This window comes from Bacillus sp. NMCC46 (assembly GCF_002998465.1).
Taxonomy (GTDB): Bacteria; Bacillota; Bacilli; order Bacillales; family Bacillaceae; genus Bacillus.
Window position 1 is genome coordinate 756,938 of record NZ_PVQZ01000001.1, and the last position, 22,894, is coordinate 779,831.

The following is a 22,894-nucleotide window of genomic DNA, read 5'->3' on the forward strand; positions in this document are numbered from 1 at the left end:
GAAGCTTTGGTTAATAAAGGTAGAGGATATCTGTGAAGGTTTTATGATAAGCCTTGCTGTTTTAACATGTTTCCCAAAAAGAAAACAGACCTCCTTAAGGTCTGTTTTCTTTTCATCTATACGTTTTGAGAGGCTGTGTTTCGATCGATTTTGTGTGGAATGAAAGTTGTATTTCTATTCGAATCCTCCATTGTTGTATTTCGATTTGATGCTGGTTTTATCGTACTAGATGCTTCATACACACCTGCACCAAGAAAGATTATAGAGCTTATAATAATTATTTTTTTAATACTCATAAAGACACTCTCCTTTTTGAATATTTTGTTGGGCTTGAAATGCCATCCTGTAATATTCTGTTGCTTTCTCAAACTTTCCTCTTTTTTCATGAATAACTGCAAGATTTTTAGTGAATTCTTCTACGAAAACAAACAATTGCTTTTCTTCAAATGTCTGAAGCATAGCTTGAATCTTATCCTCATCATTACTTTCATATGTAGTTCTTATAGAACGTATTAATAGAATTTCGTGCGGGTTCTCTTTATGAGAGATCAGTTTCAAAGCTTTATCCACTAATTTGGATGCTTCATCAGTTTCTCCTGTCTTATATAGCGCCCAACAAAGGTTAACATATATGACCGATTTTACATCGTCCATACCATTTTCTAATATTTCAAGGGACTCTTGATAATATTGGATAGCCTTTGCATAATCTTGTTTTTTTTCATAATTGTTTCCTATATTTAAAAGCACCTTGGCAATCAACCTTTTATCCGCTATTTTTTCAGCGATGGAACAGGCTTTATTCAGGTGTATTAATGATTTTTCATACTGCTTAAAATCATCATAATTTCCTGCTATTACAAATAAACATTGAACTTTTCTAATCTTGTATAACTCATACTGATCGTAAATTTCAAGTGCCTTAATAATGTGATGCATGGAAACATGGGTTTGTTTCATAATATAGTAGGCTTCAGCCACCTTGAAGTGAAACTCCGCTTGCTCAATATCATCTACAACCAGTGCGAGCTGCCTCTCAGCGATCTTGTAATATTGAATGGCCTGTACATATTCTTTCTTACTAAATTCATGCATTCCTCTAAAAAAGGCATTGTAATATTGCAACATACCGGAAAGTTGATGATTAGAATGCTCAATTTTATCAACCAAATCAGAAACAGAAGGTGATCTTTTTTCTGAAGGTTTGATATAATCAAGCATAAGCTGATGTCGAAAGCACATCAATTGATAATAAATGAGTAAATCTTGATCCTCTTCCATCCGTTCAATTTCTTTTTCTACTTCAGCTTTCAAAATCTCTGCATCAGGTACACTGAATTGCCGAATCATTTTATACCATTCATTTATTTTCACACCTACATGTGAAGAAAGAACTTTCTCCATCCCTTATTCCCCTTCCACTAAACCCCCTTATATTACATTTATTATCACATACAATAATTTACAAATCACCGAAAACCAACTAAAAAATAAAAAAGAGCTCCTTCAAAGGAGCAATGTAAAAAATACACGAATAGTAGTGTAACTATACATAGGTTGTCAGATAACCTTTTCTTTAGCTGATACTTAATTTGTTATTCTCTTTGAGCTGTAATAAAACTTTAGCTCTATGCTTGTTACTATGAACTGATGAACTATTTTGGTGGCTGATTTTCTTCTAATAATTTTATAATTTTTTCATTAGATTGTTTTATATTCCTTAAAATCGACACAATGTTTCCTGTAAATCCTATCAATATGATTAACAAAATAATGATAATCCACATAAAATTGCCCCCTATGGTTGAATTAACGTTCTAATTGAAGAATAGCCTCTAAAATTAACTTCCTCAAATTTAGTACTATTATCAAAAGGTGCAGGAAAAGCAATTATTTGAAAATTATTTTCCTTTTTAACTTTTGGCAATTTTATTTTATAAACATTTGTTTTTTCATTCTCTACAGATACATACATCACATGTTTCCCATTAAATTTTTGTTGATTGTTTTCCGAGAAAGCCACTAAAGCATAATTCATTTTTTCTTTACCGTTATTATACAATTGGAGATAGACAGGCATTTGACTTTTGGAAGTATATAGAACCTTATTTGACATTTTTCCTGAAGCCATGAAAATTTCTTCTCCAGTTAATTCATCCGTTTTATATGTGGGGTGAAGTTCACTTCCAAACTTATTAGATGAAGCTTTTTTTGTAATGTAGCGCATAATATAGTTTTCTTGTAAGCCAGTGGCTATTTCTATATCATTGTCTTTTAAATGATACTTTGCCTCAGGAACGATAATAAACGCGATTTCTCCAACATCTTTCGGTAATTTAGCTTTAATTGGTAATGCGATCACCTGATCTTTAGTCATCTCAAATGTGTATGATTTAGATGGCTTATGATTATCTGCAGAGAATTCTATTTGTTTAAAATTTGCTAGTAAGAGTAACGTGTACTTTCTATCTGCATCTATGTAATGTGAGAAGGAAAGAACTTTGTTAATTTGGTTATTTTTAATGAAACCGATATCTAGTGTATCAAGCAATTTCCCCTCAGGTTCATACATACCATATGAAACGGTATCTGTTCCTGGACCAGTAACATCCATCATTTCATCATTATACTCTTTATCACTAGAGACTTTTTCTTGTCTGAGAAATAAAATAAGTGTCACTAGTAACACTATGAAAATTGTTATGAATAAAATTGTTCTATGTCTCATCACTAATATTATATTTTAAAAGTCTTTTGGCGACTAACAGTTTTATAACCACTATCTTTATATAATGAGTTTCCTATCGCTTTACCTTTACATCCCCAACCCCCACTTACACCACCGGCAGCATTTGCTCCAGCATAATTAGATTTCTTTGCAGAATCAGTTTTGCTTTTAGAAAGTCCTCCATCTCCTCCATATAGTCGAGATTTTGCTTCAATATAATCAATTTTCCCCTTTGACTTCGCTGTAGTTAACATGCTGTATTTACATTGAAATATCTCACCAATCGCTCCACCAGTTTTTCTTAGTTTCCAATTAGTAACATAGTCAGATTTAGCCGATTTTTTGTTAATTGAATGCGATACAGAATCCCTTGCAGAATCCTCTGCAATCGTTATCCATTCATTTTCATTTTTATCAACATTTGTTGCTGAAACAGTTGCTGGGAATATCGTTCCAGCTAAAAGTATTGAAGAAAGTAATAATGTATTGCTTTTTTTCATAATTTAAACCACCTTTAGTCAATTTTCAGTAAAATATATACTGATAGTGCAATATAACGGTATGAAGTTTCAGTGAGTATTAAGTTTTGTATATTTAACAAATAACTGTTATTCTTTATTTAGAGTCTACCCACCCTTCTTACTAAAAGGAAAGATTATTCTTAATTCCGTAGTTCATCACCTATAATATTTGATAAAAAACATATATAACAAACACTCAGAATCGTAACAATCAAGTTTACAGGCATACTCTTTAAGACAGTTTAAACTAGAATTCCCCACACCTCCTACTCACTTCCATTAAATTACCTTATATTACATTTATTATCACATAAAGGGATTTATAAAGCACCGCAAAAAAACCGCAATAAAGAACTTCCGAGAAACATAACTTGATTGCTATTTTGCACACCAATAACCTTTAGCACAAGTACTTGTACATTCATCACAAAACAAAAAGGCAGACTCATTTCAGTCTGCCTTCATCTTCTAGATTTCCATGAGAACACCTTTTGTCTTCAGGTAATCTGCAATGAATCATTTAACCACTCTTCACAATGTTTTATAAGCCATCTCAAATATTCCACATATTGACCTACATGATAGCCATCACAAACAGCATGATGTACTTGAATGGCGACTGGCAGGATGATTTTTTCTTCTTTCATCTTAAATTGACCTAACGTAAATATTGGCAGTAAATAAGTTTCATCTGTAGATATATTAAGATGAAAAGAAGTGAAATCAATCCACGGCAGACTTGAAATATTGAACATGTTTTTTGGCATATAAGGTTTTGGAAATAGTTTGCTGCTTTCGCTAAATGTTTCAATGTCCGCTGCACAGCTTTTATAAAACTGAGCAAAGTTTTCGTCATAAGGCGTCCAAATACTTGAAAATGTCTTCGTTTCTTTATTTAAAATCGTATAACTAGGATGGAGAAGTTCCCAGTAGCCAAGTTCATCGTTCACTTGATCCATTCGAAACTCTCGTATTTTTTGCACAGCTCTTGCTAACAAATAAATTTGCACAGGATATACTTTTAGCTTTTTTTCTTTCAATATGGAATACAAAGTCGTAATGTCTAAATCGATCACCAGGCTATATGAGCATCGGGTTAACGTCATATAATGATGAAAGTGCTCTTTTCGCGGGTAATTTTCGTCTATTTGTTTAAACATTTTTTATCTCCTCCTGAATGTGATTTCATGTATTCAGGAGGAGACTTTATCTGATTTCACCACCACAATCATCCTTTCAAGAGATATGTAATGTTTCTGTCTATCACAACTATGAGTTATAACGGTTTCATTCAAAGGCTACCATAAGCTTAACCTACGATAAAGCCTCCAGCAACTCTTCGTAAGTAATCTTGCCCAACGTGAACTTTTCTAGTGCTATGTATTTTTTCTCCGCTGAGGTATTCATTCTATTATGACATTCATTGACTAACTCATTTTCATTTGGTAATGGCTCATGTATATGTTCTTTTTTTCGAAAAGCTTCATAGTATCTTATACCAAATATTCTCTGGGACATCGCATTGATGTGAATTCCGTCTGGGTTAGATATAAGACCTTTCGCAGTAACATAATAACAATTTTCATTATGATGTGCATATTTTTGTAGTTCCTCATTAATACGTTGATATTCCACATACCCTGCACCAAATGCCACTTTTCCCAAGTAATCGCCCAAACCTCCTATTAAAAGCGGAATGTTAGGTACAGATAATTCAGTTCTTAGTTCATGAAATAATCTTAGTATTTTTTCATAGTATGCTTTGTATTTCCCATCTTGGCTGTCACTTTCTCCTTGATGCCATAATATCCCGACCAATTCGCTATTTTCCTTTGCAAATTTAGCTTCATTTATTGCATGATGAAATAATGCTCCGTCTAGCGACCACTCATCAATGGAACTGCCACCTTCTGCACATGGAATAAGACCAATCTTCTCTCCTTCATGATCCTTGCACCAAGCCTCCGCAAAGGAAGCCGCCAGTCCTACACCAGCTACCGGCCTATCAAAATGAATGGGTTCAGTCATCATTTGCCATCTACCATTTCGCAACATCATGATTCTTTCATTATAAATCGGAGGCACTTCATGCTTGAAGCCGCGCCCCGCCATATTTGATTGTCCAATTAGTAAAAGTGACTTCATATCTTTCTCTCCTCCACTAAATATTTTATCAAATGTGTATTCTCCTGAACGTTATCAGTTTATCTTTCCTCTGTTATTTCTAGATTAGGGCTTCTTTTAATTTATTCGAAAAGTGCATAAAGCTATTAATCTACAATTTTTAAAACTGAACTTGGAACAACCACCTATACCTCTAACAAAGAGACAGGTAATATTTCTGTTTCTAGTAACTAACTAAAATCTTACGAAATAGCCGCAATTGAAGAACAAGTAAATAAGATTGCAAATAGCATTGTATTAGAAAATCATATGAATAAAGTTAGTAATTCTCTTGAACAGTTAGCGAATAATAATTTCACAACACAAAAACAAAAGGGAAAATGGGCGTGGTCCAAATATGATCATTACCGTGTTACAGTAGAGGGAAAGGCAGCTGTAGGAGTAATTGCAGCAGCAATTTTAAACCGTATTCCTTATGTTGGCTGGATTGCTGCTGCTCAAGTAATGATCCAATTGAAAATGAAAACAGGTTACTTCTCCGTACGTTGGGGAACACGTGCAGACACTGACATTTGTTACTTATGAAGAAAGAGCCATTTGAAAATGTTCTCAGACAGTAAACGTAAAAATAAAAAACTGGACGAAATAAGTTCTCCAGGAAAAGTGTATATGTGTGGAACTGGTTGAAAAAAATCGCCCCAGTCTAATGCACTAGGGCGTCTTTTATTGCTGTTTTTGTTCTTTTAGTTTTTTGAAAATCACAAATTGATATACTCCAAATAGTACGGTTAGGATGATGATTGCAGTAAATATTTGATCGACTGGAAGCAAGAAATATACGACAATAAAAAATAAAAGCAAAACAAAATAACCTATATTGAACGCTCTTTTAAATGTCATCATATTACCTCCTTTTTACAATCATATCACGTTTTACCTACCCTTATAACCAACTTTTCCCAATTAAAACACAAAAAACCCATATCCAATAAAGGACAGGATTTACTTATTTCGATGCTTTTTGAAGAGCTGCTTTTGTCTTCGGACCATAGATACCTTCAGCGCTAAGCCCATGCATGAGCTGGAATCGTTTGACCGCATTTTCTGTTTTGTTCCAAAGTAGCCATCTTTCCCATTGTTTTTGACTTCCTTTTCAGGATAAAAAAATACAGCAGCCAGTGCTCCCTGTAGGGCTTTTACTCTAGCGCCCCTTGTCAATTCGGTCACTTTAACGATGCCAGATGGTAAGTTGAACACTTTAATCGTTTTAATCCTAAAAATACTCAGAAACAAAATCTGGTGGATAAAGTTCGTCCCCAATTCGTCCCCAATCAAGAGAAACAGAACAAATATTCGTTGTCAAAAAAACAAAAAACCCTTGCTGTGCAAGGGTTTCAACGATGATTCCGACTGGGCTCGAACCAGCGACCTCTACCCTGTCAAGGTAGCGCTCTCCCAGCTGAGCTACGGAATCGGGTTATGTATCAGTTCTGGGCTTTCTGTTACTGACATTCTCTATTATATAACCATCATGATCAGTCGTCAATGGTTTTGTTCAAAAAAGGTCAAAAAGCCGGTAACCGGACCGGCTTTTTTCTCTCTTTTATGATTGGTTTACAAGAACAGGCTTAAGTTGATCTAGTGCTTGTTTGAAGTCGCGTTTGAGGTCTTCTCCGTTTTCGACCCCTACACTTAATCGAAGCAGGCCGTCCGTAATCCCTCTTTTTTCTCTTTCTTCTTTTGGCATAGCAGCATGTGACATTTTGGCTGGGTATGACAGAATGGATTCGACGGCGCCAAGGCTGACGGCGAATACAGGTAATGTGACAGCATCCACCAATTCTTTGACAGCTGCTTGGTTTTCTAATTCAAATGAAAGAACAGCTCCTGCTCCGCTTGCCTGCTTTCGCTGAATGTCCGCCCCTGGATGGTCATCTAAGCCTGGATAGTACACTTTTTTCACCGCAGGATGCTCTTTGAGAAATGAGGCCAGTTCGAAGGCCGTTTGGCTTGCTTTTTCTAATCTGACCTGAAGGGTTTTTAACCCTCTTAACACGAGCCAGCAATCCTGCACGCCAAGCACCGCACCGAAGGAGTTTTGCAGCGAATAGAGTTCTTCTCCCAGCTTCTCGTCTTTCACGACAGCTAAGCCTGACAGTACATCACTGTGACCGCTCAAAAATTTCGTTGCGCTGTGCAGGACTACGTCAACGCCAAGGTCAAGCGGACGCTGAAGAGCGGGTGTTAAAAATGTATTATCTAAAAAAGTCAGACAGTCATGTTCTTTCGCAAGCTGGACGACGCCCTCAATATCCGTAATTCCTAGCGTAGGGTTTGACGGTGTTTCCATGTAAATGACCTTTGTATTCGATTGAATGCCTCTTTTGACTTCATTCAAATCGGTCATGTCCACAAAGGTATGCTCGATGCCAAATCGCGAAAGAACTTGGGTGATCATTCGAAATGTACCACCGTACACATCTCTTGTGACAAGGACATGATCTCCCTTTGATAATAGTAGAAAAGCAGTTGAAATGGCTGCCATGCCTGATGCAAAAGCAAGCCCTCTTGTTCCTCCTTCTAGCGCCGCAATCGTATCCTCTAACGCTTGACGTGTAGGAGTCCCCGATCTTGAGTAGTCATATTGGCCAAAATCATCGAAGCTGCTTTGATGAAAGGTGGATGCATGCTGAATTGGCACACTGACTGCACCTGTTGAACGATCTGTTTTAAACGCATTATGAACGAGTTGGGTTTCGAGTGTCCAATCGTGTGTGGTCATTTGGCGTGTACCTCCTCTTTCACTTGTGATAGTGCCTGTTTCAGGTCTGCTTTCAGGTCATCCACGTGCTCAATTCCAACGGAGAAACGGAGCAGTTTGTTACAAACGCCATTTGCAATGCGAATCTCCTCTGGGATATCCATATGCGTTTGCGTTGCAGGATACGTAATAAAGCTTTCGATTCCGCCAAGACTTTCAGCAAAACAGATCGTTTTCAGCTGCTTCAAAAATGGATTGACCCAGTCCTCCTTGGCTACACGGAATGACAGCATTCCTCCCTTGCCTGGGTAAAGGACATCTTGAATTTCTGGCTGTTTCTTTAAAAACTCTGCCAGCTCCTTCGCATTTGCCTCGTGCTGGCGCATTCTAAGAGCCAGTGTTTTCATTCCTCTCATTAAAAGCCATGAGTCAAACGGAGATAAAACGGCTCCAATTGCGTTTTGATGCTGGAACATGTCTTCAGACAGCTGCTCCCCTTTTGTCACCACAAGACCGGCAAGGACGTCATTGTGTCCGCCTAAATATTTGGTTGCGCTATGGATGACAATGTCCGCTCCAAGTGTAATCGGCTTTTGCAAAACGGGTGTGTAAAAGGTGTTATCGACAATGACCAAAGCGCCATATTCTTTTGCAATCTTTGCTATTTTTTGAATATCTGCTTCCTGCATAAGTGGATTTGTCGGCGTTTCAATAAAGACCGCTTTTGTGTTTGGCGTGATTTTAGAACGTAAACAGTCTTCATCTGAAAAATCATTGTAAAGAAAACGTAAGCCGTACTTTTTCCATTCGTTTTCAAACAAACGGTATGTACCGCCATATAGGTCTGATGAGACGATGAGTTCATCTCCGCTTTCAAATAATGCCATGATCGTTTGGATCGCAGCCATTCCCGAACTGAAGGCAAAGCCGGCCGTCCCTTCTTCGAGTGAAGCAATCGCATCCTCTACAAGCTGCCTTGTTGGGTTTTTCGTTCGAATGTAATCAAATCCGGTTGATTCCCCTATGCCTCTATGTCTGTATGCTGTTGAAAGATAAACGGGGGGACTGACCGTGCCAGTCGCCTCTTCGCTGCGGTTTCCAATTTGAGCTAATGTCGTTTCCACATGTTCTGTCATTTGACACCATCCTAAGTAAAAATCTGATTTCAAAACAGAAAACCCCTTCTTCATAAGAAGAAGGGGTTTTAATCGCTTCCTCTTATCTTCCAAGCAAAAAAGCTGCTTGCTGGATTTAGCACCTTGGTACATCACATGAAGTGATGCATACCGGTTGCTGAGGTTTCAAAGGGCCAGTCCCTCCACCTCTCACGATAAGAATGTGTTGTCTGTCTGTTCTAATTCTTAATACTGTAACGCATTAAATCTCATTTTTCAAGAGGAATCGGACCAATTAATTAAAATTTTCTGTATTTTATAACAGATTCGATGTCAACTGAATGGATTGCATGTTAGCATATAGGAACAACGCTGTTTTTCATGTTACAATGAATGGAAACGTTTGACTTTGTGATGAAATTGGTTAGCTGGAGGAATGGATTATGGTGAAGAAAACAGGCATTATTCAAGAAGAAACCTTACATTCAAAAGAACTTGGGGCGGATATGACCCTTTTGATCTATTTGCCAGTCAATTACTCCCCCCTTTATACATATCATGTCATCATTGCCCAAGATGGTCATGATTATTTCCGCTTAGGCAAAATAGGCAGACAGGCGGAAGAATTGATGCAAAACAAAGAAATGGAACGCTCGATTATCATTGGTGTCCCTTATGAAAATGTCTCGGAAAGACGGAATACGTATCATCCAGATGGCACAAAGTTTGAAGCGTATAAACGCTTTTTAGCAAATGAACTTGTCCCTTATATTGATACGCACTATCCAACCTATCAAATTGGCCCAGGACGCACGTTTATTGGTGATTCGCTAGGTGCTACGATTTCCCTTATGACAGCGATTGATTATCCTTCTTTATTTGGCGGGCTGATTTTGCAGTCTCCTTACGTTGATGATTCAGTCCTAGAAGCCGTTAAACAGTCGACAGCCCTTTCTCCTTATGCCATTATCCATCAAATTGGGCTGGAAGAAACGGCTGTGAAAACGACAGATGGCCAAGTGCTTGATTTTATTCAGCCGAACGAAGATTTAAAAGCCCTTCTTGAACAGTCAGGTGCGGATTATTTATTTGAGACATTCGAAGGGGATCATAAATGGACGTTTTGGCAGCCGCTCATTGCGCCTTCGTTAAAAAGAATGCTCCCATATTCGTTAATCAACTGAATTTTGTTATAATAAACAATAATAAATACTTTCTTAATCAGGAGGGAACACGATGAAATACGGAGTTGTTATATTTCCATCAAAAAAATTGCAAGATATTGCGAACTCTTACCGGAAGCGTTATGATCCGAACTATGCACTCATACCGCCTCATTTAACATTAAGAACACCTTTTGAATTAACGGATCTAGAAGCGGCTGAGGTCGTCTCAACGTTAAGAGAGTATGCAAAAAATGCTTCTCCTATTACGTTACGTATTAAAAAATTCAGTTCATTCGCTCCTGTAAACAACGTCATTTATATGAAAGTAGAACCGAACGAGGAAATCATGGCGCTCAATGAAAGATTGTACGCAGATCCACTTGCTGGCACACCTGAATATGCTTTTGTTCCGCATGTGACAGTAGCTCAAAAACTATCAGATGATGAGCATTCAGACGTACTTGGTACATTAAAGCTGAGAAAGATTGACCATGAAGAAACCGTGGATCGCTTCCACCTTTTATATCAGTTAGAGAACGGATCTTGGACCGTCTATGAAACATTTATTTTAGGAGAAGAGGGTTAAGGACATTTGAAAACAGTCATCGCAACAGCACAAACACAACGAGAAGATGCATACTACGTTCGAAAAGAAGTGTTCGTAAAAGAACAAGAAGTCCCGTTAGAGATTGAAATAGATGAACTAGAGGACGAGGCCATTCATTTTGTCATTTATAATGATGAAATGAAGCCTCAGGCAGCCGCTAGACTGCGGATCATTGAAGGGCCAAAGGCAAAGCTGGAACGAATTTGTGTGTTAAAAGAGGCGCGCGCTTTCGGCCTTGGCCACAAACTATTAGAAGCGCTGGAAACAGAAGCCATTGCTAATGGAGCGAAGGAAGCGGTTATGCACGCACAAGTCCAAGCTCTTCCTTTCTACGAAAAGAAAGGCTACAAAGCCGTTTCTGAACCGTTTGAAGAAGCAGGGATCACACATGTCAAAATGACAAAAACACTATCTGTTTGACCAAAAGAAAAAGCGAGAGCATCCATGATGCCCTCGCTTTTCTTTATCATCGTTCGTCAAGGGAAGAAAGCGTAATCATTTATATATACGCATTAATATGAACGCCTTTGCCTTCTTCCATAAACATATCTCGTACAAAGCGTTCCCGCTTTTTTTGCTGTACTTTCGTTTCTGCTTCTGTCACTAAGTCCTCTTTTTTCTCCAGCTCTCTGTATACCTTGTCATGAAAGGTGCGAGTAACCTTTGTTACTTTCGCGTAGTCTTCTTTATCCTGAGGAGCAGGACGATTGATATATTGAAAATACAGATCCGGCTGAATCGGGGCTATATATCCCATCAAGAACGCCTCCTTTGCTTCTCTTCTACTCTACTATTCCCTAATTATGACTGTTTGAAACACGTCTCATTTGATATGATTAGATGTGTTTCTTTTTAAGATTGATTAACTATTGGAGGACTAGCTTTGAAATGCGCACGACGACATGATCGAACGATCTCATTACATACGTATTCGAGAGAACATTATCAATTCCTCCATGACGAGGGAAAAAAAGGGCACTTATCCTGCCCATATTGCGGACAACCAGTCTTTTTCAGATTAAATATACATGAAAAACCTGCCTTTATTCATAAACATATGACTCAGCAAGAGATGTGTGAACAAGCAGAAGAACAAGAAGATCAGAAAAAAAATGCAGAGCAAGAGGAAAGTGCTTCCTATAAAGAACTTGGGGGCTTCCGTTTTCCAACAGGTAAACAAATCATCTCGCAAACGAATGAATCATATGACTGGCAGGAACCAAGGTCGATTCAATTTAGCGATGCGTTACATTTAGAAGAGAATGAACAAGCACATACCATCGATCTCTTTCCGCATATTACCTTTAGCACACCGCAGCTTCAAGCTGTCACACATAAAGACGGTCCGATGCTTGTGCTGGCTGGCGCTGGCAGCGGGAAAACAAGAGTCCTGACAGCAAGAGCGGCATATCTCATGTCACATCATCATATTCCTGCTCACCATATCCTACTCGTGACTTTCACCACAAAAGCCAGCAGTGAAATGAAAGAAAGACTGCGCAAGCAATACCAGCTGCACCCATCACAAGCAAGCCAAGTGGTGACAGGCACCTTCCACAGTCTTTTTTATAAAATGCTGCTTCACGATGACGCAAGCAAATGGAACGGCCAGCACCTGATCAAGTTTGACTGGCAGAAGGAACAGTACATTCGAAAAGCCATCATGAATGAAGGACTTGATGAGAAAGACTACCCTACCGATCAAGTACTGCAATCGATCGGCTTTTGGAAAAATGCTTTTTTACCAGGCGAGCTTCCTGATTTGAAAGATGAAAAGGAAAAGCATATGTGGACGATTTATCAATCTTATGAACAACAAAAACGAGACAATCAGCAATTTGACTTTGATGACATGGCGATTGCCTGCTTGCACATGCTGACAGAACAGCCTGAACTGCTGAAACGATATCAAGAACGGTTCAAGTATATTTTAGTGGATGAATTTCAGGATATTAATCCAGTTCAATATCAATTGATTCAGCTTTTAGCTGGAGAATCTGAGCAGCTATTTTGTGTAGGTGATGATGATCAAGCCATTTATGCCTTTAGGGGCAGCAATCCTGCTTTCATTCTTGAATTCAAACGTGACTATCCTTCGGCTCAAATCGTCCATTTACATGCGAATTACCGGTCGCATCATACGATTGTCGCAAGTGCGGATGCCATTATTAAGAAAAATCAGCATCGTTATGAAAAAACGTTAAAAGCCGTCCGTGCGGAGACAATCCCGCCTACGCTCTTTTATCCATATGACGAGGAAGAGGAAGCGACCATGATCGTGGCAGATATTCAGGAGAAAATTAAAAACGGCACAAAGCCGAATGATATCTGCGTGCTCTTTCGCACCAATACAGGAGGCCGCGCGATTTATGAGCGTCTGCATCAATCCGCGATTCCGTATGAGACGGAGGCTGGTGTCAAAGCCTTCTACAGCAGACGAATTGTTCGGGTTCTTCTCGCCTTTCTCTCTTTAAGTCAGGATGCCGATGATGTGGCTGCTATGAAACAGCTGCTTCCGGTTTTCTTTTTAAAGCAGCAGACCTTGAACACGATGAAGGCACTGACCATCACGGAAGATTGTTCAATGGTAGACGCACTCGGAAAACTAACAGATATTCAGCCGTTTCAACGGAAAAAGCTGCAATCCATTGTTCCTCTGTTCCGCACGTTACGAACGTTAAAGCCGTCTGACGCTGTGGCGTTTATTGAACAAAAGATGGGACTTGGTGATTACTTAAAAAAACGAGTGAACGATACGAATGTGCTTGAAAAAGGGGCGGATGATGTACGAGATGTAAAAACCGCCGCCAAACGCTTTGAAACGATTGAAGCCTTTCTCGCACATGCCGAACATATGAAATCTGCCGAAAAGGAAAAAACAGATGAACCAGGTGTTCAGCTCATGACGATTCACCGCGCAAAGGGACTTGAATTCCAAACGGTGTACATCACTTGCGTGGTCGACGGAGCACTGCCTCATGATTTCTCACTCGATGAACTAAGAAACGGTGATGAAGAAGCCCTAGAAGAAGAACGCCGTTTATTATACGTGGCCATGACAAGAGCTGAACAATCTCTTTATCTATCTGTTCCATCATTTAGACGAGGAAAAACCGCTCATCGCTCGCGCTTTTTGTATCCCCTACTAAAGAAAAACCGAGAATTATTCACAGAAAAACAACAGGCCCCCCTTTAAGCGGAGAGCCTGTTGTTTATTTTTTGTTGTTCATCATTTTAGCGATTGTATTGAAATCAAGCTTTTCTTTTCCACTTGTAATCGATTGAACGATTTTGTCTTCCATTTCTTTAGGTACACGCTTATTCGCAAGCTGCGCTACTTTTTTAATGACGCCTCGAACCGTTGCTTCATCTTTAAAGTTGGCATTTTGCAAAGAACCTGCAAGCTTAAAAACATCATTCATATTCACACCCGTTTTATTTTCAACGCTTTTAAAGAATTTATTATCCATTCATTTGCCTCCTCTTTGTGGAGTAATCACCTTACTATATGAAAATAGGCGAGATATGTGCCTATCCTAAAGCCTTGTTTGCCCAAAGAGAAAGGAAAGCAAAAGGCTCCCCCATTGCTTCCCTCACCTTCTTACTGTTTAGTTAAAGAAAGAAGCACCAACGATGATTAGAAGGATGAAAAGCACGACGACAAGAACAAATGTTGATCCATATCCGCCGCCATAACCTCCGCCGTAGCCGCCGCAAGAACCGCCACCGTAACCGTAACAACTCATATATAAGCACCTCCTCTTCTCCCTTACAAAATATGAAAAATACTACAAATGGTTTGGACGATCACATAAAAAAGTGCGGAATTTTTATTTCTGCTGTTTAAAGACGTAATCTGCCTCTCCATGACGCATCATGAATGCTTCTGTTTCTTTCGCAAAAGCATCCATCTTCTCGCCAAATACCTTTAAGTGCTGCTCAAGATCATTCGCTTTATCCGCTAGATCCATTTCACTCTTTTCGTGCGCTTGTTCTTTTCCATCATGAGGTTTAGTGAACAAGGAGCCGATTAATTGTTCGAATGCATCCATTCTGGTCACCCCTTCTCTCTTACATATGCATCACTCAAAAAAAGGGCAACAAAAAAACCGGATAAATCCGGCTTTTGTTTTTTGTTCTATTGAGGTTTCTTTTTCTTTCCACAGCCGCAATCTGCTTTTTTGATTTTCTTCGTATAAACAGATTGTTGATTTGACTGCGCTGGATAACCTTGAAGCATATGTGACGGTGTTTCAGTTGGTTTCATCGCAACCCTTCCTTTCCTATTCCATGATAGTATATGCATTTTTTGAAAGCGTGTCTGATCAGTATGCCTGTTTATTTCACCAGCTTTGAGACGATCGCTTCAATAATGCCTGCTGCTGCGGCAATTGCTAATAGTAAATTAAGCCACATGCTAAAGACAGGAAATAGTATGTATATCAGAAGTAAAGCAGCAGTGCACCACATGCCAGTACACCAATAACAGCTTAACAGCTCTCCTACCCAAGACCGCAGCCCTTTACCTTTAATGATGATATATGTCTCCACTTCACCTTGTTCATTGACCTCTTCCTGTTCTTCATGAAATAAACGGCGGAAAGGAGCAGTAATGGTATCAAACACAATCAGCCTCGTCAGTCTAAAGGATGCGAGGGCAAACACGACAAATGACAAAGCACCGCTCAGGAGCCTCCACCTCCTTCTTTCTTCTTTTTTGCGTCCTTTCTTTATATATGCAAAAAGAAAGACCGCCATGATGAATCGAGCGGAAATAAAATTGGGTTGTACTTTTTCACGCTTTCCGATTCCACCTTGAGCCTCTGCTGCATTAAATAATGTATAGATAAGAAAGGAGTGAAAGTATTGTCTATTGAAGAAAGTGCTGATTTATTATACACACAACTGTTAAACGAATTAATCAGCAATTATGATGATTTCATTGAGATCAAAGATTCCGAAAATGTCACAATTCATAAAACAGATGTAACAGCTGCACTCTCCCTTCAAGCGACCGTAACGACAATCATTACTCTTTTAATTCAACTTCTTGTACCAGACGATGAATTGGCTGCAGACATCACAGATCAGCTTTTATCCACACAACAAGTGACAGTCCAAAAGAAAACTGTGATTCAAATCATCAACTGCTATAACATTACGATTACATTATCAGATGCATCCATTATGAACTCCGTCCAAATTCTCACTCAAACATTGAATGTACTCTTAGTTGAAGCCGGCATTCTTTGACCCTTTCTTTTCTAACATGACGTATGAAAGAGGTGAAATCATCGTGGCTGAAGAGAACGAAAAAAAGGAGTTTCAAATCAATACTGATGTTGATCCATTAACGAGTCTTCTTGTAAGTGATGTGTTAAACAAAAACAATATCACAGATGATCAGAAAGCAAATATCTCAGATGATCAAAGAAGAATGATTTTGAAATTAGTCGAGGACTTACAAAAGAAAGCAAATGATTTCGTAGAACAGCAGCAGGAGAAAAAAAGGCAGGCTGAGGCAGCAAAACATGCGGAAGAAGTACAGCCTGAACCAAAAGTACGTCCAAAACGAAATTCACTTCGAGATCGTATTCAGCAGCGCCGTGATGCGCAGCGTAATAACGATTAAATAAAAATGGGTTGCCTCCTAGGGTAAATGCCCGAGACAAAACCACGCATTCCAGCATTTAATAAAGTAAACGGAAGGAGGAATAGAAATGGATTCTAAACCATATTCTTGGGTCGCTCTAGATCGTAACTGTACACACCACGGACACCACGGACACCACGGCGATTACAACTATGAAAGAAAAGCAGTTTGTGATGGCCACTATTATGATGATGAAGATGTCTTGCAAGACTTTGATCAATTGAGTTTTACAAAGCAGACATCTGAGGAAGTCATTATCGTCAGAGACTCTTGTGACATTAACGTCTCTTCTGTTGATGCACAGGTTGCAGCATCTATCCAAGTAGCTGTTCAAACAGCGATCATCACCATTACAAATATCTCAATCGCAGACGGTGATCTGGCTGACCGCGTCACACAAGATCTTTTACAAGCCGCTACTCACAAACAAACAAACCGCCAGAAACTTGTCATCGAAAACTCTAGAAACGTTACAGTATCGACAATCGATGCGGATATCTCGATCGCGATTCAAACACTTACTCAAACACTTGTTGCGACAATCGTTGCAATTGGTATCCTCTAATGTCCAAAAGCAGAGCGAAAAGCTCTGCTTTTCCTTTTATAAAAATACAACAAATATAAATAGTCATTTACCCACACCAACTAGAGGGCGCATACATATGTTGTTAAGGACTAAAGTCAAATACCTTGTTAAAGGAGCTGAAATCCATGAGCTGCGGAAAACACCATGGCCGACATGATGAAAACTGTGTATGCGATGCGGTTGATAAGATTTTAGCAGAGCAGGAAGCTGTAGAAGATAAGTGTCCTACGAGCTGCTACAGTAATTTATTAAGCCCGACAGTTTCTGGAAAAGATACAATTCCGTTTTTAATTTTTGATAAAAAGGGCGGATTGTTTTCTACTTTCGGAAACATTGGAGGATTTGTTGACGATTGCCAATGCTTCGAATCCATTTTCTTCCGGGTTGAAAAATTACACGACTGCTGTGCTACGTTATCTGTATTAAGACCTGTTGATGTACACGGACATACGCTAAGCGTGTGTCACCCTTGTGACCCTGACTTCTTTGGTCTAGAAAAAACGGACTTTTGTATTGAGGTTGATCTAAACTGCTTCTGCGCGATCCAATGTTTAAACCCAGAGCTTGTCGACAGAGTCATGCCATCGAAAGATAAAAAGCATCATCACCACGGCTAAACCAATCGTCCGTTGACCTAACTTGTCATTAGTCAAAGCATCCCCTTCCTTACGAATGACAGCCAATCATGCGGAGCAGTCAGCATAAGAGCTGCCGCTTCCGCATTGATTGAAAGTAGAAGTATCAACTGGCAAAACAAAAAAGCTTGTAGATGATGACAGTGCTCAAACACTCAAACAAATTTCCTAGTATAGGAGGGTTGAATATGAGCCGCAAACATTCATGGAGCTGTGTAGCAGAGGCTGTTGAAAATATTAACGACTTACAAAGTGCCGTCGAAGAAGATTGCCCGACCAGCTGTTACAGCAATCTCCTTTCTACATCCCATTCATTAGGTGACACTGTCCCGTTTGTTCTCTTTACATCCAAATCAAAACCATTCGTCGCATTCGGAAACGTCGGAGAAGTAGATGCAGGTCCTTGCTTCAGCACTGCATTTTTCAGAGTCGAACACATCTGTGATCACTGCGCAACACTCAGCTTGCTTATTGCATTTGACAAAGACCGTCATATTTTAGATTTTACAGATAAAGATTCCTTATGTGATGTGTTCCGATTAGAAAAATCGAAGTATTGCATTGAAGTAGATCTTGACTGCTTCTGCGCAATCGAGTGCTTAAATCCACGACTCATCAACCGTAACTGCTAACAAAAAAAGTCCCTCTATGGGACTTTTTTTATTCGTTAAAAGCCAAGCGGATGAATCGAGGAAATTTCATCTATTGCTAATTCAACTGGATTTCCCCCGCCCGCTGTTCGAATGACCACTAGATCTTCTTTTCGATCCATGATAATCCCTCTATATGTTTTACCATCAGCTTCAATCAGGCAAAGGGCTCTTGGCATATTATGAGGCAGGCTTGTGAGAAAATCGACTTTTTCGTCAATACTCATCTGACTTAAAGGCTTTTTCACTCGTTTTCTTCTACGTTCTTCTTTTGTTTCATGAAATACACCTTCTGGCGGCTTTTCCTCTTCTCGCTGGGGTTTTCGTTCTTGTATAAGTTCTGGTTCTTGTGTGATGTCTTGTTCTTGTGTAAGCTCTGCTTCTTGCGTGATGTCTTGTTCTTGTGTAAGCTCTGCTTCTTGTGTGAAGTCTTGTTCTTGTGCAAGTTCTGCTTCTTGCATCATGTCTTGTTCTTGCTGAAGTTCAGGCGGCCCGACTTCTTTTTTCTTCTCTATTTCTTGAGCCACGGGTTCCTCGTGCGTGCTTTCTTCGATCACGTCTTTTGCACTCTGATGACTTTCTTGCGGTTTTTCTGATTTCTTTCGTTTTCTCACGATATTTTGCATGGCCGGCATTGATTCATCATAGCTCGGCTGAACAATATACATAAGCGGCTTCTGGTTCTCATCACCTTTATTTGACATACTAATCCCTCCCGAATGATTCATTCCTTATATATATGAGCGGATGTCTCAAATCAGAAGAAAAATAAAAAATCAGCATACCATCATTGGTATGCTGCAAGTCAATAATTCGTTTAGCGGGCAATGATATGGAAGCCAGAATCAACATGCAGATTCTCACCTGTCATGCCGCGTGATAGATCACTGAATAAGAATAGAGCTGTATCGCCAACTTCTTCAGGAGTCGTTGTACGGCGAAGCGGTGCACGTTCTTCAATATCCTTCAGGATTGTATTAAAGCCGCTGATGCCTTTTGCAGACAGCGTACGAATTGGGCCAGCAGAAATACTGTTCACACGGATACCTTCTGCGCCTAAATCAGCTGCTAAGTATTTCACACTTGCTTCAAGTGCTGCTTTCGCTACACCCATTACGTTGTAGTTAGATACCACACGCTCTCCGCCTAGGTATGTAAGCGTGACGATGCTTCCACCTTCTGTCATCAATGGACGTGCTGCTTTTGCTACAGCTGTTAATGAGTATGCACTAATGTTGTGCGCCAAAAGGAAACCTTCACGGTTCGTGTTTAAGTATTCACCGACAAGCTCTTCCTTGTTTGCAAATGCAATCGCATGCGCAACGCCATGAATGACTTGTACTTTTTCTTTAATTGTAGCGAAACATTTTTCAATCTCTTCGTCACTTGTCACGTCACATGGAAGAATGATTGAATCATTGCGCTCAAGTGTGCTTGCAAGTTCTTTTACAGATTCAGCAAGACGATCTCCAACATAAGTAAAAATCAAACGAGCTCCAGCTTCGTGAAGTGAGCGGGCAATTCCCCAAGCGATGCTTCGTTTATTGGCAACACCCATCACCACGATATTACGGCCTTCTAAAGAAAAGTTCATATGTAATAAAGCCTCCTATTTTTTCAAGACATAGTATTAGTACCTGATCATAATATTATCACAGATCATGAGAGAATGACAATTTCCGCTGAAAGAAAGTTTCTTTTTCATCAAAAAACCGTCCTCGCAAGTGAAGACGGTTCGATTCTCTTATCGTTTGAGCCTGTTTTGCTGATAAGCAAAATGATTGGTAGGTCCATGTCCAGCGCCAATATTCAAAGGGAATTTGATGGCTTCATGGACAAAGGTTTCTGCTGTTTCAAAAGCCTCTCTCATGGAGTATCCTTTCGCAATTTCAGCTGTTAATGCCGCTGCAAACGTGCAGCCTGTGCCATGTGTATGTGGGGTATCAATATGTTCGTTTGTGACTTCTATAAAGCCTTTTCCATCATACAACAGATCTGTTATCATACCGCCAGAGGGGCCGTGTCCCCCTTTGATCACGACATGTTTCGTACCAAGCTCATATAGACGTTCCGCTGCTAGATAGCGATCCTCTTTTGTCTGAATGCGCATGCCTGTCAGCACTTCTGCCTCAGGAAGATTCGGCGTTACGGCATAGCTGACAGGCAGCAAGTGTGTTTTCAACGCAGAGACCGCATCTTCATTTAATAAAGAAGCCCCTCCCTTTGCGATCATGACTGGATCGACAATCAGCTTCATCTCATATTGAACCGTTTTTTCAGCAACCGTATTGATCATTTCGGCACTCCACAGCATTCCTGTTTTGACGGCATCTGGCCGTAAATCTTCTGCCACTGCATCTATTTGGCGCTCTAACGCCTCGATTGAAAGTGGATATATCCCGTGAACGCCAAGTGTGTTTTGCGCTGTAATCGCTGTAATCGCAGACATTCCATATACACCGAGCTCCTGAAAGGTTTTCAAATCTGCCTGAATGCCAGCTCCGCCGCCAGAATCAGAACCCGCGATGGTGAATGCTTTTTTGATCGTCATTTCATCACACCTCTCATTAGCCAATCCATTGATGATAAATGGTTCTTGCTTTGGCCATATCATTTGTACCATGTACAAGTGCTCTGCCATCTTTAAATAAAACAAGCTTATATTCATCCTTTTGACAAGAAAGTAAATACGGATTTTCAAGCACATCCATTCCTGCTTTCTTTAAGCGAATAGCCACTTCGTGTAATGGCGGCGGGATTTCAGCAGCACTGCGGATTTGTACCGTATTGCGGCCGCATAGTACATCTGCCTTCGCTCTCTTGTCATAGGAGAGAAAAGGATATGTCTTCAGCCCACAGCTTGGACATTGCTTCTTCTTTAAGGAAATGGCTGATCGGATGTCAGATCGTTCATTGGTCCATAAATCAAAGGATCTTAAAATTGGCGTCACTTGATGGCCTGTTAAATATTTAAGGGCATCTGCCACTTGATATGCCGCCACCTGCTGCACCACTGGACTAATGATACCGGCTGTATCACAGGTCATGCCTTGTGCGGGTAAATGTTCAAGCAGGCAGTGTAAACATGGCGTCTCACCAGGAATCACAGTGAATTGAATACCATAGCTGGCTACACAGGCTCCGTAAAGGAACGGAATTTGATGTTTGACAGCAGCATCATTTGCAATCATCCTCACCTCAAAATTATCCGCTGCATCCACGATAATCGAAGCCCCGCTGACAAGTTCATCAATATGTTGAGCGGTCACATCGATGACAATTCCTTTGACATGCACGTCACTGTTCACCTGCTTGAGTCTTTTTTCAGCCGCCACAGCCTTTGGCAGCCGATCATGCACATCTTGCTCCGTGTAAAGCTGCTGTCGCTGAAGGTTGCTCCATTCAATATAATCTCGATCCAAAATGGTGACAGATCCAACGCCAGCACGAACGAGCATTTCAGCACTGGCTGTTCCAAGTGCCCCTGCGCCAATAATGACAGCCTTTGAGTCTTTTAACCGCTTTTGCCCCTCTGTGCCGATTGGCTGAAATAGCTCTTGGCGCGAATAACGTGTGCTCAAAATGCCGGCATTCCTTCCTGCGGACTGCTTGCTGTCCCATAGTTTTTCAAAGGAATCCGTCCTGCCTCGAAGCCTAGTCTTCCTGATTCAATCGCCAGTTTCATGGCTTTTGCCATTTTCACAGGGTCCTTTGCACCAGACACAGCTGTGTTCAGTAATACAGCGTCAGCCCCTAGCTCCATCGCATAAGCTGCATCCTTTGGAGAGCCTACACCAGCATCAATAATCACCGGTACCTTCGCCTGCTCGATAATAAATGAGAGATTCAGAGGGTTTAGTAAGCCTTGACCTGAACCAATCGGAGAAGCCCCTGGCATGATAGCATGGACACCGAGCTCTTCTAATTTTCTCGCCAGCACCACATCATCAGATGTATAGGGCAGCACGATAAACCCTTCTTCGAGTAGCATTTCCGCTGCTTTTAACGTTTCGACTGGATCTGGCAGAAGAGACCTTGAGCAGCCAATGACTTCTACCTTGATCATGTCACACAGTCCAGAAGCCTTCGCTAAACGAGCAATACGAACTGCCTCTTCCGCAGTACTTGCACCAGCTGTATTCGGAAGCAGCGTATATTTTGATAAATCAAGCTGCTCCAAAAAATTAGGCTGAGATGCTTCAAAAATGTTCATTCTTCTCACAGCAAAGGTTAAAATTTCTGCTTCTGATACGTTCACGGCTTCTTTTTGAACTTCAAATGATGGATACTTCCCTGTACCAAGTAATAATCTTGATGTGAATGTTTTTCCGCCAATGTGCAGCATGTT

General features: G+C 40.1%; 29 protein-coding genes, 1 tRNA gene, 1 pseudogene and 1 riboswitch. Of the genes and pseudogenes, 10 read left to right on the forward strand and 21 right to left on the reverse strand.

What is annotated here, in order from left to right:
- Nucleotides 1-285 precede the first annotated feature (285 nt).
- The 5 genes from C6Y01_RS03880 to C6Y01_RS03900 all read right to left on the reverse strand — a co-directional run bounded on the left by C6Y01_RS03880 (nt 286) and on the right by C6Y01_RS03900 (nt 5,394).
- On the reverse strand, nt 286-1,404 hold the full coding sequence (locus C6Y01_RS03880; RefSeq protein WP_106037843.1) for a response regulator aspartate phosphatase: 1,119 nt from the start codon (nt 1,402-1,404) through the stop codon (nt 286-288).
- 394 nt (nt 1,405-1,798) lie between these two features.
- Nucleotides 1,799-2,680, reverse strand: coding sequence for a hypothetical protein (locus C6Y01_RS03885; protein WP_223249863.1), 882 nt, complete (start codon nt 2,678-2,680; stop codon nt 1,799-1,801).
- Between the two features lie 56 nt (nt 2,681-2,736).
- On the reverse strand, nt 2,737-3,228 hold the full coding sequence (locus C6Y01_RS03890) for a hypothetical protein (protein ID WP_044142121.1): 492 nt from the start codon (nt 3,226-3,228) through the stop codon (nt 2,737-2,739).
- A 518-nt stretch (nt 3,229-3,746) separates the two neighbouring features.
- A complete protein-coding gene (gene catA / locus C6Y01_RS03895; protein ID WP_106037845.1) occupies nt 3,747-4,409 on the reverse strand; it encodes a type A chloramphenicol O-acetyltransferase in 663 nt (220 codons plus the stop codon).
- 154 nt (nt 4,410-4,563) lie between these two features.
- Complete coding sequence (locus C6Y01_RS03900) at nt 4,564-5,394, reverse strand: sialate O-acetylesterase (protein WP_106037846.1); 831 nt, start codon at nt 5,392-5,394, stop codon at nt 4,564-4,566.
- Nucleotides 5,395-5,682: 288 nt separating this feature from the next.
- Between C6Y01_RS03900 and C6Y01_RS03905 the strand changes: the two genes are divergently transcribed.
- Nucleotides 5,683-5,958, forward strand: a complete 276-nt coding sequence (locus C6Y01_RS03905) for a hypothetical protein (RefSeq protein ID WP_106037847.1) — start codon at nt 5,683-5,685, stop codon at nt 5,956-5,958.
- A gap of 138 nt (nt 5,959-6,096) precedes the next feature.
- Here the strand turns inward: C6Y01_RS03905 and C6Y01_RS18880 are convergent, their stop codons facing one another.
- From C6Y01_RS18880 to C6Y01_RS03925, 5 genes and pseudogenes are all read right to left on the reverse strand, one after another.
- Nucleotides 6,097-6,273, reverse strand: coding sequence for a hypothetical protein (locus C6Y01_RS18880; RefSeq protein WP_187704447.1), 177 nt, complete (start codon nt 6,271-6,273; stop codon nt 6,097-6,099).
- Between the two features lie 106 nt (nt 6,274-6,379).
- A pseudogene (locus tag C6Y01_RS03910) lies at nt 6,380-6,627 on the reverse strand (peptidoglycan-binding domain-containing protein); the annotation flags it as partial.
- Between the two features lie 147 nt (nt 6,628-6,774).
- Nucleotides 6,775-6,847: transfer RNA gene (locus tag C6Y01_RS03915), tRNA-Val, on the reverse strand.
- 129 nt (nt 6,848-6,976) lie between these two features.
- On the reverse strand, nt 6,977-8,155 hold the full coding sequence (metC, locus tag C6Y01_RS03920) for a cystathionine beta-lyase (protein WP_106037848.1): 1,179 nt from the start codon (nt 8,153-8,155) through the stop codon (nt 6,977-6,979).
- Nucleotides 8,152-9,270, reverse strand: coding sequence for a methionine biosynthesis PLP-dependent protein (locus tag C6Y01_RS03925; RefSeq protein WP_106037849.1), 1,119 nt, complete (start codon nt 9,268-9,270; stop codon nt 8,152-8,154). The genes metC and C6Y01_RS03925 overlap by 4 nt, the downstream gene beginning before the upstream one ends.
- 79 nt (nt 9,271-9,349) lie before the next feature.
- A riboswitch (SAM riboswitch) is annotated at nt 9,350-9,471 on the reverse strand.
- Between the two features lie 221 nt (nt 9,472-9,692).
- Here C6Y01_RS03925 and C6Y01_RS03930 point away from each other — a divergent pair.
- Genes C6Y01_RS03930 through C6Y01_RS03940 form a run of 3 tightly spaced genes read left to right on the forward strand, consistent with a single transcriptional unit; the run spans nt 9,693 to nt 11,442 of the window.
- Nucleotides 9,693-10,433, forward strand: coding sequence for an alpha/beta hydrolase (locus C6Y01_RS03930; protein ID WP_106037850.1), 741 nt, complete (start codon nt 9,693-9,695; stop codon nt 10,431-10,433).
- Nucleotides 10,434-10,485: 52 nt separating this feature from the next.
- Nucleotides 10,486-11,001 carry a YjcG family protein gene (locus C6Y01_RS03935; RefSeq protein WP_034663172.1) on the forward strand — a complete coding sequence of 172 codons (516 nt, stop codon included), beginning with the start codon at nt 10,486-10,488 and terminating at the stop codon, nt 10,999-11,001.
- A gap of 6 nt (nt 11,002-11,007) precedes the next feature.
- Complete coding sequence (locus tag C6Y01_RS03940) at nt 11,008-11,442, forward strand: GNAT family N-acetyltransferase (protein ID WP_058014269.1); 435 nt, start codon at nt 11,008-11,010, stop codon at nt 11,440-11,442.
- A gap of 79 nt (nt 11,443-11,521) precedes the next feature.
- Here C6Y01_RS03940 and C6Y01_RS03945 read toward each other — a convergent pair whose 3' ends face one another.
- A complete protein-coding gene (locus tag C6Y01_RS03945; RefSeq protein WP_034663177.1) occupies nt 11,522-11,779 on the reverse strand; it encodes a hypothetical protein in 258 nt (85 codons plus the stop codon).
- Between the two features lie 126 nt (nt 11,780-11,905).
- On the opposite strand from C6Y01_RS03945, the gene C6Y01_RS03950 reads away from it, so the two are divergent.
- A complete protein-coding gene (locus C6Y01_RS03950) occupies nt 11,906-14,218 on the forward strand; it encodes a UvrD-helicase domain-containing protein (protein ID WP_106037851.1) in 2,313 nt (770 codons plus the stop codon).
- Between the two features lie 16 nt (nt 14,219-14,234).
- Here the strand turns inward: C6Y01_RS03950 and spoVIF are convergent, their stop codons facing one another.
- The 5 genes from spoVIF to C6Y01_RS03970 all read right to left on the reverse strand — a co-directional run bounded on the left by spoVIF (nt 14,235) and on the right by C6Y01_RS03970 (nt 15,711).
- On the reverse strand, nt 14,235-14,492 hold the full coding sequence (gene spoVIF / locus C6Y01_RS03955) for a sporulation-specific transcription regulator SpoVIF (RefSeq protein WP_003212292.1): 258 nt from the start codon (nt 14,490-14,492) through the stop codon (nt 14,235-14,237).
- Nucleotides 14,493-14,630: 138 nt separating this feature from the next.
- Nucleotides 14,631-14,768, reverse strand: coding sequence for a YjcZ family sporulation protein (locus C6Y01_RS03960; RefSeq protein WP_003212017.1), 138 nt, complete (start codon nt 14,766-14,768; stop codon nt 14,631-14,633).
- 84 nt (nt 14,769-14,852) lie between these two features.
- Entirely contained in the window at nt 14,853-15,074 is a 222-nt protein-coding gene (locus tag C6Y01_RS03965; RefSeq protein WP_106037852.1) for a hypothetical protein, read from the reverse strand.
- Between the two features lie 86 nt (nt 15,075-15,160).
- Nucleotides 15,161-15,289, reverse strand: coding sequence for a hypothetical protein (locus C6Y01_RS19250; RefSeq protein ID WP_258182060.1), 129 nt, complete (start codon nt 15,287-15,289; stop codon nt 15,161-15,163).
- A 71-nt stretch (nt 15,290-15,360) separates the two neighbouring features.
- Nucleotides 15,361-15,711, reverse strand: coding sequence for a DUF1360 domain-containing protein (locus C6Y01_RS03970; RefSeq protein WP_034663889.1), 351 nt, complete (start codon nt 15,709-15,711; stop codon nt 15,361-15,363).
- 177 nt (nt 15,712-15,888) lie between these two features.
- Between C6Y01_RS03970 and C6Y01_RS03975 the strand changes: the two genes are divergently transcribed.
- From C6Y01_RS03975 to C6Y01_RS03995, 5 genes are all read left to right on the forward strand, one after another.
- Nucleotides 15,889-16,275, forward strand: coding sequence for a spore coat protein (locus C6Y01_RS03975; protein WP_034663185.1), 387 nt, complete (start codon nt 15,889-15,891; stop codon nt 16,273-16,275).
- 43 nt (nt 16,276-16,318) lie between these two features.
- Nucleotides 16,319-16,654, forward strand: coding sequence for a hypothetical protein (locus tag C6Y01_RS03980; RefSeq protein WP_034663892.1), 336 nt, complete (start codon nt 16,319-16,321; stop codon nt 16,652-16,654).
- Between the two features lie 88 nt (nt 16,655-16,742).
- Nucleotides 16,743-17,240 (forward strand): spore coat protein, encoded by a 498-nt coding sequence (locus tag C6Y01_RS03985; RefSeq protein WP_034663188.1) that lies wholly within the window; start codon nt 16,743-16,745, stop codon nt 17,238-17,240.
- 146 nt (nt 17,241-17,386) lie between these two features.
- On the forward strand, nt 17,387-17,878 hold the full coding sequence (locus C6Y01_RS03990; protein WP_034663191.1) for a CotY/CotZ family spore coat protein: 492 nt from the start codon (nt 17,387-17,389) through the stop codon (nt 17,876-17,878).
- Between the two features lie 206 nt (nt 17,879-18,084).
- Entirely contained in the window at nt 18,085-18,528 is a 444-nt protein-coding gene (locus C6Y01_RS03995; protein WP_034663193.1) for a CotY/CotZ family spore coat protein, read from the forward strand.
- A 35-nt stretch (nt 18,529-18,563) separates the two neighbouring features.
- Here the strand turns inward: C6Y01_RS03995 and C6Y01_RS04000 are convergent, their stop codons facing one another.
- The 5 genes from C6Y01_RS04000 to C6Y01_RS04020 form a co-directional block, all read right to left on the reverse strand.
- Entirely contained in the window at nt 18,564-19,250 is a 687-nt protein-coding gene (locus tag C6Y01_RS04000) for a CotO family spore coat protein (protein WP_034663195.1), read from the reverse strand.
- Nucleotides 19,251-19,363: 113 nt separating this feature from the next.
- The gene (gene fabI, locus C6Y01_RS04005; RefSeq protein WP_034663198.1) at nt 19,364-20,140 is read right to left on the reverse strand and encodes an enoyl-ACP reductase FabI; all 777 of its coding nucleotides are present in this window, start codon (nt 20,138-20,140) and stop codon (nt 19,364-19,366) included.
- A 150-nt stretch (nt 20,141-20,290) separates the two neighbouring features.
- Nucleotides 20,291-21,097 (reverse strand): bifunctional hydroxymethylpyrimidine kinase/phosphomethylpyrimidine kinase, encoded by an 807-nt coding sequence (gene thiD / locus C6Y01_RS04010; RefSeq protein ID WP_034663200.1) that lies wholly within the window; start codon nt 21,095-21,097, stop codon nt 20,291-20,293.
- 16 nt (nt 21,098-21,113) lie between these two features.
- Entirely contained in the window at nt 21,114-22,127 is a 1,014-nt protein-coding gene (locus C6Y01_RS04015; RefSeq protein WP_106037853.1) for a thiazole biosynthesis adenylyltransferase ThiF, read from the reverse strand.
- Nucleotides 22,124-22,891 carry a thiazole synthase gene (locus C6Y01_RS04020; RefSeq protein ID WP_034663204.1) on the reverse strand — a complete coding sequence of 256 codons (768 nt, stop codon included), beginning with the start codon at nt 22,889-22,891 and terminating at the stop codon, nt 22,124-22,126. Before C6Y01_RS04020 ends, C6Y01_RS04015 begins: the two co-directional genes overlap by 4 nt.
- Between the last annotated feature and the right edge of the window lie 3 nt (nt 22,892-22,894).

Excerpts from the sequence above, each read along its gene's own strand:
- C6Y01_RS03880 (WP_106037843.1), bottom strand. The coding sequence starts at position 1,404 with ATGGAGAAAGTTCTTTCTTCACATGTAGGTGTGAAAATAAATGAATGG.
- C6Y01_RS03890 (WP_044142121.1), bottom strand. The coding sequence starts at position 3,228 with ATGAAAAAAAGCAATACATTATTACTTTCTTCAATACTTTTAGCTGGA.
- catA (WP_106037845.1), bottom strand. The coding sequence starts at position 4,409 with ATGTTTAAACAAATAGACGAAAATTACCCGCGAAAAGAGCACTTTCAT.
- C6Y01_RS03900 (WP_106037846.1), bottom strand. The coding sequence starts at position 5,394 with ATGAAGTCACTTTTACTAATTGGACAATCAAATATGGCGGGGCGCGGC.
- C6Y01_RS03905 (WP_106037847.1), top strand. The coding sequence starts at position 5,683 with ATGAATAAAGTTAGTAATTCTCTTGAACAGTTAGCGAATAATAATTTC.
- C6Y01_RS18880 (WP_187704447.1), bottom strand. The coding sequence starts at position 6,273 with ATGACATTTAAAAGAGCGTTCAATATAGGTTATTTTGTTTTGCTTTTA.
- metC (WP_106037848.1), bottom strand. The coding sequence starts at position 8,155 with ATGACCACACACGATTGGACACTCGAAACCCAACTCGTTCATAATGCG.
- C6Y01_RS03925 (WP_106037849.1), bottom strand. The coding sequence starts at position 9,270 with ATGACAGAACATGTGGAAACGACATTAGCTCAAATTGGAAACCGCAGC.
- C6Y01_RS03930 (WP_106037850.1), top strand. The coding sequence starts at position 9,693 with ATGGTGAAGAAAACAGGCATTATTCAAGAAGAAACCTTACATTCAAAA.
- C6Y01_RS03935 (WP_034663172.1), top strand. The coding sequence starts at position 10,486 with ATGAAATACGGAGTTGTTATATTTCCATCAAAAAAATTGCAAGATATT.
- C6Y01_RS03945 (WP_034663177.1), bottom strand. The coding sequence starts at position 11,779 with ATGGGATATATAGCCCCGATTCAGCCGGATCTGTATTTTCAATATATC.
- spoVIF (WP_003212292.1), bottom strand. The coding sequence starts at position 14,492 with ATGGATAATAAATTCTTTAAAAGCGTTGAAAATAAAACGGGTGTGAAT.
- C6Y01_RS03960 (WP_003212017.1), bottom strand. The coding sequence starts at position 14,768 with ATGAGTTGTTACGGTTACGGTGGCGGTTCTTGCGGCGGCTACGGCGGA.
- C6Y01_RS03965 (WP_106037852.1), bottom strand. The coding sequence starts at position 15,074 with ATGGATGCATTCGAACAATTAATCGGCTCCTTGTTCACTAAACCTCAT.
- C6Y01_RS19250 (WP_258182060.1), bottom strand. The coding sequence starts at position 15,289 with ATGAAACCAACTGAAACACCGTCACATATGCTTCAAGGTTATCCAGCG.
- C6Y01_RS03985 (WP_034663188.1), top strand. The coding sequence starts at position 16,743 with ATGGATTCTAAACCATATTCTTGGGTCGCTCTAGATCGTAACTGTACA.
- C6Y01_RS03990 (WP_034663191.1), top strand. The coding sequence starts at position 17,387 with ATGAGCTGCGGAAAACACCATGGCCGACATGATGAAAACTGTGTATGC.
- C6Y01_RS03995 (WP_034663193.1), top strand. The coding sequence starts at position 18,085 with ATGAGCCGCAAACATTCATGGAGCTGTGTAGCAGAGGCTGTTGAAAAT.
- C6Y01_RS04000 (WP_034663195.1), bottom strand. The coding sequence starts at position 19,250 with ATGTCAAATAAAGGTGATGAGAACCAGAAGCCGCTTATGTATATTGTT.
- fabI (WP_034663198.1), bottom strand. The coding sequence starts at position 20,140 with ATGAACTTTTCTTTAGAAGGCCGTAATATCGTGGTGATGGGTGTTGCC.
- thiD (WP_034663200.1), bottom strand. The coding sequence starts at position 21,097 with ATGACGATCAAAAAAGCATTCACCATCGCGGGTTCTGATTCTGGCGGC.
- C6Y01_RS04020 (WP_034663204.1), bottom strand. The coding sequence starts at position 22,891 with ATGCTGCACATTGGCGGAAAAACATTCACATCAAGATTATTACTTGGT.